This window comes from Bacillus sp. FSL W8-0770 (assembly GCF_038008705.1).
GTDB lineage: Bacteria > Bacillota > Bacilli > Bacillales > Bacillaceae_G > Bacillus_A > Bacillus_A cereus.
Genome location: NZ_JBBOZR010000001.1, coordinates 759,291 through 776,018, shown reverse-complemented (window position 1 = coordinate 776,018; position 16,728 = coordinate 759,291). Strand labels below are relative to the sequence as shown.

The following is a 16,728-nucleotide window of genomic DNA, read 5'->3' as shown; positions in this document are numbered from 1 at the left end:
GAAATTTAAGGAGTGGAATGCGTGGAATATAATGTTCAAGATATGATCTTCCAGTTCATTGGTGGATTAGGTATTTTCTTATTCGGGATTAAATACATGGGCGATGGACTGCAACAAGCAGCTGGAGATCGTCTTCGTGATATTCTAGATCGTTTTACAACAAACCCACTCATGGGTGTACTAGCAGGTATGTTAGTTACGGTATTAATCCAATCCAGTTCAGGAACAACCGCTTTAACAGTCGGACTTGTAAGTGCAGGATTTATGACATTAAGACAAGCAATCGGTGTTATTATGGGTGCAAACATCGGTACGACAGTTACTGCATTTATTATCGGAATTAAAATCGGAGAATACGCTCTCCCAATTATGGCAGTTGGAGCTATCTTATTATTCTTCTTTAAAAATAAAAAAGTACATTCTGTAGGTCAAGTTATATTCGGCTTTGGTATGTTATTCTTCGGTTTGGAATTAATGAGCACAGGTATGAAACCTCTTCGCTCTTTAGAATCCTTCCAAGAATTAACGGTTAATATGAGTGATAATCCAATTTTAGGAGTTGTTGTCGGTACAGTCTTTACTTTAATTGTACAAAGTTCAAGTGCAACTATCGGTATTTTACAAGAACTATTCGGTCAAGGTGCAATCGATTTACAAGCTGCCCTTCCTGTATTATTCGGTGATAACATCGGTACAACAATTACAGCTGTATTAGCAGCAATCGGTACTTCTATTGCCGCAAGACGTGCAGCATTAGTTCACGTTATCTTTAATATCGTCGGTACAATTATATTTACGATTTTATTAGTACCATTTACAAGCTTAATTCAATATTTCCAAACATCATTAAACTTAAATCCAGAAATGACAATTGCATTTGCACACGGAACATTTAACGTAACAAATGCAGTTATTCAATTCCCATTTATCGCTGTATTAGCATGGATTGTAACAAAACTTATTCGCGGCGAAGATTCTGCTATTGATTTCAAACCGCAGCATTTAAACCCAATTTTTATTGAGCAATCTCCAGCTATCGCTTTAACAGAAGCTCAAAAAGAAATTATCCGTATGGCTGAGTTTTCATTACATGGATTAAAAGAAGCAAACCAATTTTTAAATACACAAGACAAAAAACACGCTGACATGGCTACTCAATTAGAAGGAGCTATTAACAATTTAGATAAAAAAATTACCGAGTATTTAGTTTTACTATCAGAAAAGCCGCTTTCGCCTACGGATTCTGAAAAACATTCCGTTTTAGCAGGTGTTGTTGGAGATATTGAACGTGTCGGTGATCATGTAGAAAACCTTGTAGAACTTGTAGATTTCCAAATTTCAAACCGTGTTTCACTATCAGACGAAGCACTAGCTGAATTAAATGAAATGCTGGAATTAACAATTTCAACACTACAAGACTCAGTTGAAGCTTTAACAAACTTCGATACTGAACTAGCTCAAACTGTTATTGCTAAAGAACGCAAAATCGACCAAATGGAACGTGTTCTTCGTAAACGTCACGTATTACGTCTAAACGAACGCAGCTGTTCAGGTGATGCAAGTATCATCTTCGTCGATATGGTAAGTAACTTAGAGCGCATTGGCGATCACGCTGTAAATATCGCTGACGGTGTTTTAGGCGAACAAGGAAAAATCAATTTAAAACAATCATTATAATAAGAAAGAGACGCTAACGTAAGCGTCTCTTTCTTATTATATTTTAACAACTGTTCTTCCTTTTAACTTTCCTTGCAATATAAGTGTAAACTTCTCCTCTAATTCTTCTAATGTACATTCTCCTGTATAAGATCTTAACTCTTTATTACTCCATTCATTTGCTAAGAGCGTCCACACATCACTTCTCACATCTGCTGGACATTGCACAGAATCTATCCCTAAAAGGCTTATGCCTCGTAAAATAAACGGATATACCGTTGTTTGTAATTCCTGGCCTGCCACATTACCGCATGTCGTTACACAACCACCATACTTTACTGTTTTTAAAGCTGTTTCTAACATACGTCCACCTACAGTATCAATAACTCCGGCGTATATCCCTTTTAACATCGGTCTTCCTGATTCATCATTCAATTCCGCGCGATGAATCACTTTTTTCGCTCCTAGACGTAGTAGCATATCTTTCTCTTCCATTTTTCCTGTCGCTCCTACTACGTTAAACCCTAACTTACTTAATATACTAACAGCTACACTGCCTACGCCGCCTGTAGCACCCGTTACTAAAACATCTCCCATATTAGGCTTGATTCCTGCCCCAATAAGCTTATATACCGACAACGCCGCAGTAAAACCTGCTGTCCCATACATCATACTTTCCTTTAATGACATTCCTTCTGGTAAAGGCACGACCCAAGATGATGGCACGCGAATATATTCTCCGAAACCACCAGAGGTATTCATACCTAAGTCATATCCCGTTACAATAACTTGATCTCCTGCTTTAATGGTAGCATCTTCACTACTCACAACTACTCCTGCAGCATCAATTCCTGGCGTATGAGGATATGTTCTCGTAACACCTTTATTACCAGTAGCTGAAAGAGCATCTTTATAATTTAATGAAGAATAATGAACTTGTATGAATACGTCTCCCTCAGGTAAACTACTTACTTCTCTCTCAACAACTTTTCTTACAAACTGATGATTTTCCTTTTCGTTCACAACGATTGCTCGGAATGATGTATGATTCATTATGCTCTCTCCTTTATCCGTCAAATTCTTCTTTATTATATAGAAGAAATAAGTAAGCTTACTCATTTCTTCTTGGCTATATTTCAACAAATCTTACTTCCCTATCACTTTCTCATAATATATATTTTCATTTCTACTAAAAGCCCTTATACTTATTCTACATCTGACAAATAATATATAGAAAATCTGACTTTTTATAAATATATTGAATTTTTACGAAATGTAAATGTTTTGTAATGTTTTTTTTCGCTAAATTTCATTATAATAAGTGGATATGAGTGTCGTATTTCAATCCAAATGAAGGAGTACAGGAAATGGAGCAAAACCCATCTTTGCAAGAAAATACACGCAATAAACCGAAAAAAAATAAGAAAAAAATAAAAATTATTATAAGCGCTATACTATTCGTTTTATTAATAGGCGGCGGTTATACTTGGTTTTTAGTAAATAAAGCATCTTCTGCTGTTCGAAATGCCGCACACGATTTAGCACGCGGTGATAAATCTGATTTACGTGATAAGGCTGTAAAACCTATTACAAACAATGTCTCTGTTTTAATAATGGGTGTCGATGAAAGCGATGTCCGTGGAAAAGAATATGGTGAAGCTATAAGAACAGACGCGCTTTTACTTGCAACATTTAATAAAGATAGCAAAACTGTTAAACTATTAAGTATCCCACGTGACACATATACTTATATTCCAATAGAAAAGAAAAAAGATAAAATTACACACGCTCATGCATTCGGTTCTGCTAAAAACGGAAAAAATGGTGGACCACAAGCAAGCATTGATGCAGTTGAAAAATTAATGAATGTTCCTGTCGATTATTTTGTAAAATTCAACTTTAAATCATTTATAAAAATCGTCGATGACTTGGGCGGTGTTGAAGTTGATGTACCAGTTGAATTTACTGAGCAAGATAGCAATGATAATGCTGAGGCTATTCATCTAGAAAAAGGTGTTCAAAAGCTAAATGGCGAAGAAGCTCTTGCTCTTGCTAGAACAAGGCACATCGATAGTGATGCAATGCGTGGACAACGTCAACAACTCGTTATCGAGGCTATTTTAAAGAAACTAACAAGTGTTGGTTCTGTAACAAAAGTTGGCAACATCATTGATGATATTAACGGACAATTCGTTACAAACTTAACATTTGATGATATGCTTTCATTCTATAAATATGGATCGGATTCGGAAATTGAGAAATTACAAATCCAAGGTGATGATTGCTACATGGCAAAAGGTGACGATACTTGTAGCAAATCTGCTGGTGGTGGTCGAACTTACTACTACAATCCAGATAAAAAAGAATTAGCTAATGTTACAAATGAACTTCGTACTCATCTTGGGCTACCTGCATATACAAAGTCTGACTCAAACTCTGATTCGAAAAAGACAAAAGAATCTAAGTCTGAAAATTCAAGTGAACGTGAATCAAATAACAATGAAGTGAAAAATAAGAACAAAAATAGCAGTGAAGATACAGAAACATCGTCTAATGACAATGAATAATATAGAAGCGGTTCTCTATGGAGGTAGAGAACCGCTTCTTTATATTCTTCCAAATATAAAAATCAGAACTTTCTAACTATCTTTTTTAATATTTTTAAATTATAATAAATAGTAGCAATCTATTCCAATTATCAGGGGGCTCATACATATGAAAGCTGCAGTAAAACATAACATCTCAGATTTTAAAGACTACTTAAAATCTAACGATATATACATGGAAGAAAATATAGATGAAAATGATGGCTCTGTTCATTTTTCAGTAGGATTAGAGACTGAAGCTGGCGCAAAGATTCAACTTATCGCTGCTTTCCAAAACGAACATCCTACGGTGGATATATACTGCTTCAATGTTGCTCACGTGCCTGATGCAACATCAACAAATGATATTTTACATGTCATCAATGAATTAAATACATCTTATCGCTTTGCAAAATTCACATTAAATAAGCAAAATGCAATTGATATTTCAACATCTCTTGCATTCTCAGAACCAAACTTTAATCCAGCACTTGTCTTTGAACATACGAGAATGCTATATAAATTAGCAAATGACGAATATAAAAACTTAATGAAAGTTATTTGGACATAAAGTAAAACTATAATCCGTTAGGTTTACGGGCAATAAATAAAAGGATGGGCTGTAAGCAGCACCATCCTTTTATTTTGATATCATATCGATCCACATTTTAACAGCAGTGCCTACAATTAAAGTGGACAATACATATTGCAGTACTTTTTGATTTAGCCTCTTCCCGACTCGTGCTCCAAGTGGCGCAGCAAATATACTGGCAACCGCAATAATTAGAGCTGGAATGATAACTACTTGCCCAGTAACCATTTTTCCTGTAGTAATCCCTATTGAGGAAATAAACGTAATAGCGATAGATGTTGCGATCGTCATGCGCAGTGGTAATTTTAAAATAACTAGCATAATGGGAACTAAAAGGAACGAACCTCCAGCTCCTATAATGCCTGAAGCTCCCCCTACAACGAACGCTAACAAGCTTGCTAACCATTTATTATACTTCACATCTCCACTATTATTTTGTTTCGGTACAAACATCATAATAGCTGCAATTGTAGCTAATGCTGCATAAACAACATTGACTGTATGTTCCTCTAATATGTTAGCACCGAAACTCCCTATGAAGCTTCCTATTAATATACTAGCTCCCATATACATAACTAACGTTTTATTCATGTCATTACTTTTCCGGTATGCCCAAGCGCCTGCAAAAGTTGCAAAGAATACTTGTACCGCTGTAATACCGCTCACTTCATGTGATGTATAGCCAGAAAATCCCAGCAATACCGGAATGTATAAGATCATCGGATAATTAATAATCGCACCGCCAATTCCAACCATTCCTGATATAAACGATCCTATAAATCCAATTATAAAAAGTAATACGACTAAGCTCATCTTACATCCCCTCCCTTCTAGAAAGAAGATGAATTAAATGAATAAGTTTACATTCCCATCCGAAGCATCTGCTAAATAAGCTCCTACTCCTGCAAACTCTACCCCTTCCATAATCTCTTCCTCTTTTAACCCTAATAAATCTACTGTCATTTGACAAGCGACAAGTTTAATCCCCTGTTCTTTCGCCAAATCGATTAAATCTGGTAAAGGCATCGCATTATGTTTTTTCATAATACCTTTAATCATCTTTGGTCCCATACCTGCAAAATTCATTTTTGATAATCCCATCTTATCCGCACCGCGTGGCATCATTTTTCCAAACACTTTTTCTATAAAAGTTTTCTTTACCTTCACATGCTCATCTTTCCTTAAAGCATTTAATCCCCAAAAAGTATGAAAAATAGTTACCTCTTGATCATACGCCGCTGCACCATTTGCAATAATATAAGCAGCCATTGCTTTATCATAATCTCCGCTAAATAAAACGATTGTTGTTTTCTTCTGTTGTTCCATGTTGTTCTCCCTCCGATTACCTATAGGGGTATTTTATCATTTATAAAAAGGCTCAAATCATGTATCTCTGTACTATACGACTTTACCTTCCCATGCTAACATACCACCTACCATATTAATTGCTTGAAAACCGTAGCTCTCTAAAAACTGAACTGCTCGTGCACTTCTTCCGCCAGAACGACAAACGATAATATACTCTTTCTTTTTATCCAACTCATGCATACGAAACTCTAATAGTCCTAGTGGAATATTACACGCTTCTGGAATTTTCCCTTCGGCTACTTCTTCTACTTCACGTACGTCCACGATATTTACTGCTTCTTTACGTAACAATTTTTCTTCCAATTCTTTTACTGTCATTTCTTTCATTTTAAATTCCCTCCTCACAAACCATTCATACCGCCTGAAACATTGATAACGTGCTGAAATCCTAATTTCTTTAATACCTTTGCTGCTTGCTTACTTCTCATCCCGCTCTGACAAATAACAATTACTTCCTTATTTTTATCTAACTGATTTGCCTTACTCGCTAACTCATTTAGTGGGATATTTTGAAACCCTTTCATATGATTCCCTCTATACTCACCTACTGTACGTACATCGATAAATTGTTTATTCTTTTGCCCCATCATACGTTTTAAATCTTTTCCTGAAATATTTTTTACTCCTCTAACTGGTAAGAAGCGAGAAATAATAAACCACGATACAAGTACAATTAAGATTACATTCAATATTGTCTTTACATCCATAAAACTATTTAAACTCCTTCTATGCCTTTTTCCCGTCCAAATATATACTATAGCTTTGAATATGGAACCCTTTCTTTCTTAAAAAACGAACACTTAAATTCCGATCCACTTTATTATGAACAATAAGATGCAAAGGCTTATTTGGTATTTCATGATAATACCGTTTTAAATACGCATACGGTATACACATAATTCTAGAAGTGTTATCACTGTGACTCTCTGTATAATTGCGTACATCTACAACAACACTTTCCATTTTCCTTACTTGTTCTAACGAAATATATGCAACATTTAAAACCGGAATGTAACGTTTTACTAAACTTCCTAGCATCGATACTATTAGAGATATAACTATATAAGACATATATGATTATCCTCTTTACTTTCAATAATAAGCAGAGGATGTAATCTTCCACTTATTATTGAACCGCTATGCTTTCTTGATCCAGAACTTTAATTCACCAGATTCTTCCGTGTGTTTTAACACTTCATGACCGCCTTTTTGTGACCATGCTGGAATATCTTTAATCGCACCTTTATCTGTTAAGTGTACTTCTAACACTTCTCCTGATTGTAATGCTTCCATTGCTTTCTTTGTTTTTACAATTGGCATTGGACATGCTAATCCTTTTACATCTAATACTTCTTTCACTTTCATCTTATATACCTCCTATTTTTATTACATTTGAAATCGAATTAATTATGAACAGCACAACGGTTTGGACCAATCTCCATTTCACGCTCTTCGTCTTGACTTGGATTTAATCGCCCCATATTTGTTTGACGAATTTCTTGATATGCATTCGGTTGAGGTGGTAAATTCTCCGTTACAACTTTACGAAACTCTCCCTCATCCTCAATATTTAACCCTGCATTATACGCAAATAAATCTTTTAATTTAGCACTAACGATACCACTCTCGTCCATTTCACTTATTTTTGAATAATGAGCCGGTAACACAACTAAGTTTTGAGATAGTTCTTTATATCTGCTATACAAAGTAGTACGTAAATCACTTACCCAATCTTCAGCTTTCCCAGCAAGGTCTGGACGCCCAATTGAATCTACAAATAAAATATCACCTGATAATAAATAGGAATCATCTACAATAAATGACGTACTTCCAATCGTATGCCCCGGTGAGTATAATGCATCAATTTCAATTTTAGTACCCCCCACCGTAATAACAGATCCTTCAACAAGTGGTTTATATGAGAACACCACTTCCTCTGCATCTTTTGGCGGTAACCAATACGTACCACCTACTTTTTCCGCTAACTTACGTCCGCCAGAAATATGGTCTGCATGTAAATGTGTATCCATTACATTCGTAATCGTAACGCCATGCTCTTTCGCAAACTCTTCGTACGCTTCAACTGTTCTTACTGCATCAATAACTGCTGCTTCACCGTTTGAAATAACCATATATGATAAGCAACCTTTTCCAAGACGGTTAAACTGATACATACTTCCGCCATCTTTTAAATCTCCCACTTTTATAGGCTTTACATATTCACTCCAAGTCTTCATACCACCAGATAAATAGTAAATATTTTCCAATCCAGCCTCTGTTAATTGCTCTGCTACAAATATAGAAGACCCTTCTTTTGCACATACTACTAAAACATCTTTATCTTTAGGTAGTTCACTGACAATATGATCTACACCCTCTAATAAATCAAAGTACGGCACATTCATTGAAGTAACTTCTTTTCCTTCAATTTTCCAACCTTCATAATCCGCCTCATTACGAACATCTAAAATAAACAACTCTCCGAATAAAACTTTCTCTGCAACATCTTTTGCTTGTAATGCTTTAACATTCATCTCATTACCCCCGTAGGTATATTTTTATTTAAAAAATTTTATTTTTCCACATTCCCTTTCCACTCTAACATGCCTGGGATGACATTTTTCACATTTGCATAACCTTTCTCTTTCAACATGTGACAAGCTACATCACTACGGTTACCAGTTCGACAAACGACGTAAATTTGCTTCGTCTGATCTAATTCCGCACTACCAAGTTCGCCTAATGGAACTGAAATAGCCGATGGAATATGACCAAAAGCGAATTCCGCCGCTTCACGAACATCTACTATAATACACTCTTCACCACTTAATACTATCTCTTCCAATTCAGCATTCGTAATTGTATGAGGATATTTCACTATTTCATTCATTTCATGCTCATTTGCTTTTCTAACGTAATGCATCAATACATCACCTTCTTGTTTCGTCCCTATATATTGATGACCTACTTTACTCGCCCAACTTTGTATATCTACAGTAGATCCTTTATCTGTTGCCTGAACTTCAATCACTTGCCCTGACGTCAATCCTTCCATCGCCTTCTTCGTTTTCACAATCGGCATCGGACAAGCCAACCCTTTACAATCTAAACTCATATCCACTTTTATACTCATAATTGATTCCTCCACAACTTATATACATATACCTGTAGGGGTATATTAAAATGTTTTTGAAAATCTGTCAACAATTATGTCTGACAGATTATCGGCTTTTTACAAGTAATTGAACAGCTTCTTTAATTAACTCTTCATTTGAACCATTACCACTTTCAAACTGTTCACGCAAACATTGCTCTAAATTTGTCCCAACAACAAGTCCAATTGTACGATCAAGTGCAGAACGAGATGCCGTTAACTGTGTAATAACCTCTCGGCAATCTTTTCCTTCTTCCATCATACGAAGTACACCACGAACTTGACCTTCAATACGTTTCAATCTATTTTTCATATCTTGATTATATTCCATTCTATAATCACCTCATTACCATTATGTCACTATTTATAACCTATGACAATATATTATACCCTATAGGGTATTTTGTAAACCCCTATTTTTAATATTTATCTTATATGTTCACAAAACAAGAAGTGAAACCTTAGTATATAGGCTTTCATCTTCCACCAAATTTTGAAGTGGAAGATGAAAAAATATTAATATACAACACGTTCTGGTACTACTGTTCCGTATAATTTAAAGCCACCATCTAAGTTCTTTACCTTATATCCTTTTTCCATTAACATGCGCGCTGCAACATACCCTCTCATACCAAGTTGGCAAGTGATATATATTTCTTTGTCCATTGGCACTTCATCCAATCGATCACGTAATTCATCTAACGGAATATTAATAGAGCCTTTAATCATTCCTTGTTTTAGTTCATTCGGCTCCCGAACATCTATAAGATATCCACCATTGTCAACAATACGATCTATTTCATGCCATTGCACTGTGTCCACAAAACCATCTACTATATTACTTGCCGCATACCCCACCATGTTTACTGGGTCTTTTGCAGAAGAATAGGGCGGGGCATATGATAATTCTAAATCCGGCAAATCGATTACAGTTAAGTTTGCCTTCATTGCCGTTGCGATAACATCAATACGCTTATCTACACCGTCACGCCCTAACGCCTGCGCTCCATAAATTTTTCCGCTTTCTTTATTAAAAATTAATTTTATTAGCACTGGCGTAGCATTCGGATAATATCCCGCATGCGAATTCGCCTGCACATGTACTACCTCATAGGGTATATTTAATCGTTTTAATATTTTCTCATTTACGCCCGTCGCAGCAACTGTTAAATCAAAAACTTTAGCCACAGAAGTTCCCATCGTACCTTTATATAAAGAATCTGTATGGCCATGAATAATATCTGCTAACATGCGACCTTGACGATTAGCTGGCCACGCTAAAGGAATCATCGTTTCTGTTTCTGTAACAAAATCTTTCACTTCAATCGCATCACCAATTGCATATATGTGCGGGTCCGACGTTTGAAAACGCTCATCTACCTTTATCGTTCCTTTAACTCCTAGTGCTAACCCTGCATCCTTCGCTAAACTACTCTCTGGTTGCACACCAATTGCTAAAATAATCATATCTGTCTTTATGATTGAACCACTTTTTAAACGTACAACAGTCCCGTGCTCTTCTAACGCATCTACACCGTCTTCTAAAACAAGCTCAACATTGTGATTTCTCATATGTTCATGTACGTATGCTGCCATTTCATAATCGATTGGTGGCATTACTTGATTCGCCATCTCTACAAGAGTAACATCAATTCCTCGTTCTCTTAAATTCTCAACCATTTCCACTCCAATAAATCCTCCACCAATAACCGTCGCATGACGTGGTTTCTTCTCATCAATATACGCTTTTATACGATCTGTATCAGGTACATTTCGTAACGTAAACAACGCCTTCGCTTCTTCAATGCCCGGAATAGGTGGAACAATTGGTTTCGCCCCTGGTGAAAGAATCAAAACATCATATTCCTCGTTATATGTTTCATCTGTAGTTACATTCTTTATCGTAATTGTTTTCTCTTCTTTATTAATCTTTACAACTTCACTCAATACACGTATATCTAGATTAAAGCGCTTTGACATTCTTTCAACAGTTTGTACTAATAACTTTTGTCTTTCTGTAATAACACCGCCAATATAGTATGGTAAGCCACAATTTGCAAATGAAATATATTCACCGCGCTCCACCATAATAATTTCATCTTCTTCACTTAAACGACGAAGCCTTGCAGCTACTGATGCCCCGCCAGCAACTCCGCCTACTACAACTATCTTTCTGGACATATTTCAAACCTCCATGTTATTTATTATTTAATTTTTTCATGTATCACACAAAAACCTATACCTGTATAGGTATATAATAGAGTATGAAAAATTTAATTTCAATCAATATGTCTTTCTTTCACAAATTTGAAACAAAAAAGAACTTAGATATTTCCAAGTTCTTTTTCATATAGTTCTGTTCTATAACTTTCTTTACTATTACATCAATACCTAAAGATGGTGTAGTATGAGGGAATACTTGTTTTAGATAACTGAACTACACCTACATTTAAATTTCCAAACTCAATAGTTTCACTTGAAGTTGAATATATTTCGCTTAAAATTCTTAAATACCACAATCTAAGAAAATGAATCCAAATGGATTTACTATATTTATTCAGACCATCTTTTAATATTATTAAACACATTGTCTGTTATCCGATTTCCAAAATTCATATTTTTATTTCCTCTTGTATGAATGGCTATTATTTTGATACCTGTATCAAAATAATGATATACAGGTGATCCACTTTGCCCTTCATAAGTATCAATCTTGTATGTTAGTCTGCTAGGATTAACACCTTCAATTGGACCATAATCTCTCCACATTGTGTAACGTTCATTTCCTATTTTATCAGCTGGATATCCAGGAATCACCGCAAGTAAACCTTTTGGTGATTCTACATAGGTAGTTCTATATCCAATCCAACCCGTATAATCTCCTGGAGACCCATTTAATTTAATCGTTCCATAATCATAATTTGAATTTTCGTTATCAGTCCATCCACTTACCGAGTAAAGTTTTGTTCCTTTATAAGGTAAATACGGTGCTTGTCCTCCATTACGTCCTGGAGTTACAATAATATTTGTCGCCCATCCACCAATTTCTTTATTGTAAATACAATGTCCAGCTGTCAGCACTGTATCTTTACTAATTAGTGCTCCTGTACATCCATAAATTTCTCCACTATTATACTGAGTTGCTATATGGACTACAGCACTATACGGATATGAAGTTGTATCATTAACCCGTATTCGATCATCTATTCCTATAACAGAATAGGTAAGAATGTTAGGTGAATAATTTAACTTCGTATTTTCTAAGAAGGCTCCCCAATCTTCCCCACCATGTTTACGCCCTTCAAATGAAGGTGAAACAAGATCTTCTCCCCTTCGATCATTACTATACAAAGATTGTTCTTGAAAAAGTACACGTTCTCCCTCATTTGAAACTGATGTCCACGGTACATCTTCTGCATACACCTTCTGATTCACCAAAAATACTGTACAAAAAAAGATAAAAAGAACACCAAAACTATAAAGAGCCAACCTACATCTTATAGAAATAAAGCTATCCAACATAACTTACCTCCTATACAAATGATAGCGAACAATTGAAGATCCCTTTATAAATTCTAGTTTTTCTTTTTTTAGAAGTCAATGTAATTAATAATGATTATCATTATTAATTACATTGACTTAACAAAATCAAACAATAAGTCATATTCTTTACTCTGCGTTCAAAAACCTGTCTCATTAAAGTTTCACCATATTACATAAATCCATAACCTTTTTCACAATCAACTCCGCAGTATTCTCTCCCGGTGGCATTAACAAATTTGTAACTGTTCCATACACAATAGGACTTAATTCTACTTCATATCCGCCATATGCATATTCGTCTTTTGTCGGTAAATAACCAAGATATCCGTTCATATATCCACCAAAGAAAGCCAATTCATTTTGAAGGCTCTCTTTCATTGCTAAGGCAGTTTCTGAAAAAGGTTCCATCGGTATACCTGAAAACATACCATCATTAACTTGAAACAGTTGAACTTCTAAATCTATACGTAACTTCCGAATACCTTGCCTATATTTCTCTAATACGATAGCAAGCCATTCATCCGTATTCACGCCCCACTGCTTCTCGGCTAATCGAGCCATGCTTCGTATCTCATCAATTTCAGGAATATCCTTCAACTTCATTTGCATCATACTTGAAACTGTCCTTAATTTTACAATTGGACTATATGTAACTGTTGGTAACATCGTTAATATATGTCCACTAAGTATGTAAGCCATTTGTTTTAACGCTTCCCTTGAACCGCGATATTTCGCATTCACATTTCCAGCGGCACCTTGAACGATAATAATAGGACAGTTCACTAACTTCTCTAGAATCTCTCTCGTCATTCCAGGATAATCCGTTGATAATTCATCACTATCACCTTTTAAAACATTCGGATGCGCAGTACAAAACACTAAAACTCCAGATAACTCCTTCGTTTCAGCATCTCTTATTGCTAACATACCAATTCGCTTATCTACAACACCATCTATATTTGTTCCCATCTTCGCTCTTCCATCAGATGTTCTCTCTCTTCGATTTACCCCAATATCAACTGTCGTAACACCCCAGCCAACTTCACATAGCTTCAAATTGTTATTCGCAGTAACAGCACCATGTACTACATTATTTGCTAAAATCATTTTATACGACTGCACTAGCGGATCATCACCGACTGTCTCTGGACCGGAATGCGTATGAGTATAAACAACCGTTATTCGCTCAAATGGAACATGAAGCCTACTTGCTACTCGCTCACGAATCATATTCGTATCTTCTACTAACATTCCAATATTATCAATACTTATAAACACAGTTTTCATTTCATCTTTTTCAAATACAAAAACTGTCCCATAAATACGCTCTTCAATATTATTTATTCCTGTCTCTCTATGATATCCGACAAAATCAATACCGACTGGCGGCGTAATATCAACCTTACATACCCCTACTTTGCTCATTTTAATCGCTCCATTTCTCTATATAACTCCCTTTTTTCAAGAATAGCATATTTGACCTTGTTCCAAATAAAAAAGAACGGACACAGTATCCTATGTCCGTTCTTCCCCTCACACATACTTCCGATGCACCATCTTTCCATCATAAGAAAACACAACACCCTTACTCTCCACAATTGACTCCATATGCACCGTTCTTCCCCATAGTTGATGAAGATATGGTAATACTTTTTCTAAGTATTTTAAATCGAGCTCGATTCCTTCGTAGCTATGTTTAATATATAATTCTCCGTTCTTTAAGTAGTCTCCATCTTCTACTACTAAATACGGGAACCCACCATTTGTCCGCATATTTACGAGTTGATCACGCACATTTTCCCATTCTTTATCTATTACTTTATATTCTTTTCCTTGGCGCTGGAATAAGTACATATCTTCTCGCATAACAAGATCTTTATTTAAGTAGTTTCTTAGGAACGATACGTCCCATTCAATTTCGCGTACTTCAAACATTTTGTCACGGCCAGATCCTGGTTTTACGCCCCGTCGCTTCATTTCTTCAGTCGGATTGTTGTACCGTTCTTCAATATCTTCAAAGATTTTAATACCGAGGTAGTATGGATTAATACTTGTTTTTGATGGCTGTACAACACCTGCATTTAATTTCGCAAATTCAATTGCTTCATCAGATGTTAAGTCCATTTCACGAAGTATGCGTTGATGCCAGTAGGACGCCCAGCCTTCGTTCATGATTTTCGTTTCAAGCTGCGGCCAAAAATATAACATTTCTTCGCGCATCATCGTTAATATATCACGCTGCCAATCTTCTAACTCACGGCTATATTCTTCAATAAAGAGAAGTAAATCCTTCTCTGGTTGCGGTGGGATTTTCTTCTTTTTACGTATATTAGAGCGCTCTTGTTTTTTATTTCGGTTATCTAAATTCCATAAATCATCGTATTGCGATACCTTTTTCTTTTCTACTTCTTCCTCTTCTAAATCATCAATACTCCATGCGAGCTTCGGACGCATAAGCGACGGATCAATATGCTCTTGAATGGCAAGTACTGCATCTAAAAATGTTTCTACCTCTGCTTTTCCGTACTTATGCTCATACGCTTTCACACGGTCCGCTGTTGCGGCCATACTCTCTACCATATCTCGCTTCGTATTTGAAAAACGAATATTATTTTTGAAGAAGTCACAGTGTGCTAAAACGTGCGCTACAATTAATTTGTTTTGAATTAAAGAGTTCGTATCTAATAAAAAGGCGTAACATGGATCAGAGTTAATAACGAGTTCGTATATTTTACTAAGTCCTAAATCGTATTGTAATTTCATTCTGAAAAATTGTTTTCCAAAACTCCAATGTGAAAACCTTGTCGGCATCCCATATGCACCAAATGTATAAATAATTTCCGCTGGACATATTTCATAACGCATCGGATAAAAATCAAGCCCAAATCCAGTCGCAATTTCCGTAATTTCCGCAATCGCATATTGCAGTGCTTTATCGTCACTTGCTCTCATTATTTTCCCTCCTTACACTTTCCCTTAAGAAAGTGTATGATGAAGAACAAGCTTTCATGAGGATTGATTGCATAATAAAAAGACACCCCCGCAAAAACGAGAATGTCTCATCTATTAACCTTCAATAATCTCCATCTTCTCCGTAATCGGAGTACGTGCTTTTCCTTCTGGCGCTTTATCGAAATAGCCGATATGAAGAATTCCAACGATACGTTGGCCTCTTGTTAAACCGATTCCTTCTATAAATAATGGATTGTAGTTTAATCCGCCTGATTTCCAAACGCAACCTAATCCGCGTTCCCAAGCAAGAAGTTGGAAGTTTTGCATGAATGCACATGTTGCAGCATAATCTTCATCACGTTGAATTTGACGCGGATCTTCATTTATATATACAACGATTTGTGCAGGCGTGCTTAAAAAACGATCTGATAAAATTTTACCGCGTTTCGCTCTTTCTTCTTCCGTGAAAGAGTTTAATACTGCATCTACTAATTTCTTGCGGCCTTCTCCGATGTATAGTTTACAATTCCATGGTTCACGGTGTTTATGATTTGGTGCCCATGTTGCATCGTTTAATAGTTCAATTAATAACTCTTTGTCTACTACTTTATCTGTAAATGTACGAACAGAGCGTCTTTCTTTAATCACATTAGCGATGGAAGTATATGTAGTCATATTTATCTCTCCCTTATTTTTATCTATATGTATAAGTTTATCGTCATCATTGATATTGATTTTCAATTTCGATTATACCTTAGTTTTTTACTATTAATCAATGTTTTATGTTGGAAAACTTCTAAAAACGTCATTTCATACTGTGAATAAAAAAACTTGATTTGTTCACAAGTATTTCACATTTTATGGAAATGATATGTGTA

18 protein-coding genes are annotated in these 16,728 nt (G+C 35.7%); 3 read left to right on the top strand and 15 right to left on the bottom strand.

Annotation, left to right across the window (positions count from 1 at the left end; genetic code table 11):
- Positions 1–21: 21 nt before the first annotated feature.
- A complete protein-coding gene (locus tag NST27_RS04030) occupies positions 22–1,677 on the top strand; it encodes a Na/Pi cotransporter family protein (protein ID WP_047385650.1) in 1,656 nt (551 codons plus the stop codon).
- 36 nt (positions 1,678–1,713) lie between these two features.
- Here NST27_RS04030 and NST27_RS04025 read toward each other — a convergent pair whose 3' ends face one another.
- Positions 1,714–2,709 carry a YhdH/YhfP family quinone oxidoreductase gene (locus NST27_RS04025; protein WP_001016957.1) on the bottom strand — a complete coding sequence of 332 codons (996 nt, stop codon included), beginning with the start codon at positions 2,707–2,709 and terminating at the stop codon, positions 1,714–1,716.
- Positions 2,710–3,023: 314 nt separating this feature from the next.
- Here NST27_RS04025 and NST27_RS04020 point away from each other — a divergent pair, with 314 nt between their 5' ends.
- Both NST27_RS04020 and NST27_RS04015 read left to right on the top strand, forming a co-directional pair.
- Positions 3,024–4,223, top strand: a complete 1,200-nt coding sequence (locus NST27_RS04020; protein ID WP_000437392.1) for an LCP family protein — start codon at positions 3,024–3,026, stop codon at positions 4,221–4,223.
- Positions 4,224–4,371: 148 nt separating this feature from the next.
- Complete coding sequence (locus tag NST27_RS04015; RefSeq protein ID WP_000642363.1) at positions 4,372–4,812, top strand: hypothetical protein; 441 nt, start codon at positions 4,372–4,374, stop codon at positions 4,810–4,812.
- A 69-nt stretch (positions 4,813–4,881) separates the two neighbouring features.
- Here the strand turns inward: NST27_RS04015 and NST27_RS04010 are convergent, their stop codons facing one another.
- From NST27_RS04010 to NST27_RS03945, 14 genes are all read right to left on the bottom strand, one after another.
- A complete protein-coding gene (locus NST27_RS04010) occupies positions 4,882–5,646 on the bottom strand; it encodes a sulfite exporter TauE/SafE family protein (protein WP_000060715.1) in 765 nt (254 codons plus the stop codon).
- A 33-nt stretch (positions 5,647–5,679) separates the two neighbouring features.
- Positions 5,680–6,159: a DsrE/DsrF/DrsH-like family protein gene (locus NST27_RS04005; protein WP_000437728.1), complete on the bottom strand. Its 480-nt coding sequence runs from the start codon at positions 6,157–6,159 to the stop codon at positions 5,680–5,682.
- 72 nt (positions 6,160–6,231) lie between these two features.
- Positions 6,232–6,528 (bottom strand): rhodanese-like domain-containing protein, encoded by a 297-nt coding sequence (locus NST27_RS04000; protein WP_000661816.1) that lies wholly within the window; start codon positions 6,526–6,528, stop codon positions 6,232–6,234.
- A 14-nt stretch (positions 6,529–6,542) separates the two neighbouring features.
- Positions 6,543–6,908, bottom strand: coding sequence for a rhodanese-like domain-containing protein (locus tag NST27_RS03995; protein WP_000382694.1), 366 nt, complete (start codon positions 6,906–6,908; stop codon positions 6,543–6,545).
- 19 nt (positions 6,909–6,927) lie between these two features.
- Positions 6,928–7,272 (bottom strand): hypothetical protein, encoded by a 345-nt coding sequence (locus NST27_RS03990; protein ID WP_000120509.1) that lies wholly within the window; start codon positions 7,270–7,272, stop codon positions 6,928–6,930.
- A gap of 66 nt (positions 7,273–7,338) precedes the next feature.
- Positions 7,339–7,566: a sulfurtransferase TusA family protein gene (locus NST27_RS03985; protein WP_000864996.1), complete on the bottom strand. Its 228-nt coding sequence runs from the start codon at positions 7,564–7,566 to the stop codon at positions 7,339–7,341.
- Positions 7,567–7,604: 38 nt separating this feature from the next.
- Complete coding sequence (locus tag NST27_RS03980) at positions 7,605–8,735, bottom strand: MBL fold metallo-hydrolase (RefSeq protein WP_001101017.1); 1,131 nt, start codon at positions 8,733–8,735, stop codon at positions 7,605–7,607.
- Between the two features lie 38 nt (positions 8,736–8,773).
- Positions 8,774–9,334 (bottom strand): sulfurtransferase TusA family protein, encoded by a 561-nt coding sequence (locus tag NST27_RS03975; protein WP_000023990.1) that lies wholly within the window; start codon positions 9,332–9,334, stop codon positions 8,774–8,776.
- Positions 9,335–9,422: 88 nt separating this feature from the next.
- A complete protein-coding gene (locus tag NST27_RS03970; protein ID WP_000456206.1) occupies positions 9,423–9,686 on the bottom strand; it encodes a metal-sensitive transcriptional regulator in 264 nt (87 codons plus the stop codon).
- A 185-nt stretch (positions 9,687–9,871) separates the two neighbouring features.
- Positions 9,872–11,536, bottom strand: a complete 1,665-nt coding sequence (cdr, locus tag NST27_RS03965) for a CoA-disulfide reductase (protein ID WP_000087583.1) — start codon at positions 11,534–11,536, stop codon at positions 9,872–9,874.
- Between the two features lie 372 nt (positions 11,537–11,908).
- Positions 11,909–12,877 (bottom strand): trypsin-like serine peptidase, encoded by a 969-nt coding sequence (locus NST27_RS03960; RefSeq protein WP_000887278.1) that lies wholly within the window; start codon positions 12,875–12,877, stop codon positions 11,909–11,911.
- A 174-nt stretch (positions 12,878–13,051) separates the two neighbouring features.
- Positions 13,052–14,323: a neutral/alkaline non-lysosomal ceramidase N-terminal domain-containing protein gene (locus NST27_RS03955; protein ID WP_047385648.1), complete on the bottom strand. Its 1,272-nt coding sequence runs from the start codon at positions 14,321–14,323 to the stop codon at positions 13,052–13,054.
- Positions 14,324–14,431: 108 nt separating this feature from the next.
- Entirely contained in the window at positions 14,432–15,850 is a 1,419-nt protein-coding gene (gene spoVR, locus NST27_RS03950) for a stage V sporulation protein SpoVR (RefSeq protein ID WP_001202701.1), read from the bottom strand.
- A 114-nt stretch (positions 15,851–15,964) separates the two neighbouring features.
- Positions 15,965–16,525: a nitroreductase family protein gene (locus NST27_RS03945; protein ID WP_000214831.1), complete on the bottom strand. Its 561-nt coding sequence runs from the start codon at positions 16,523–16,525 to the stop codon at positions 15,965–15,967.
- Between the last annotated feature and the right edge of the window lie 203 nt (positions 16,526–16,728).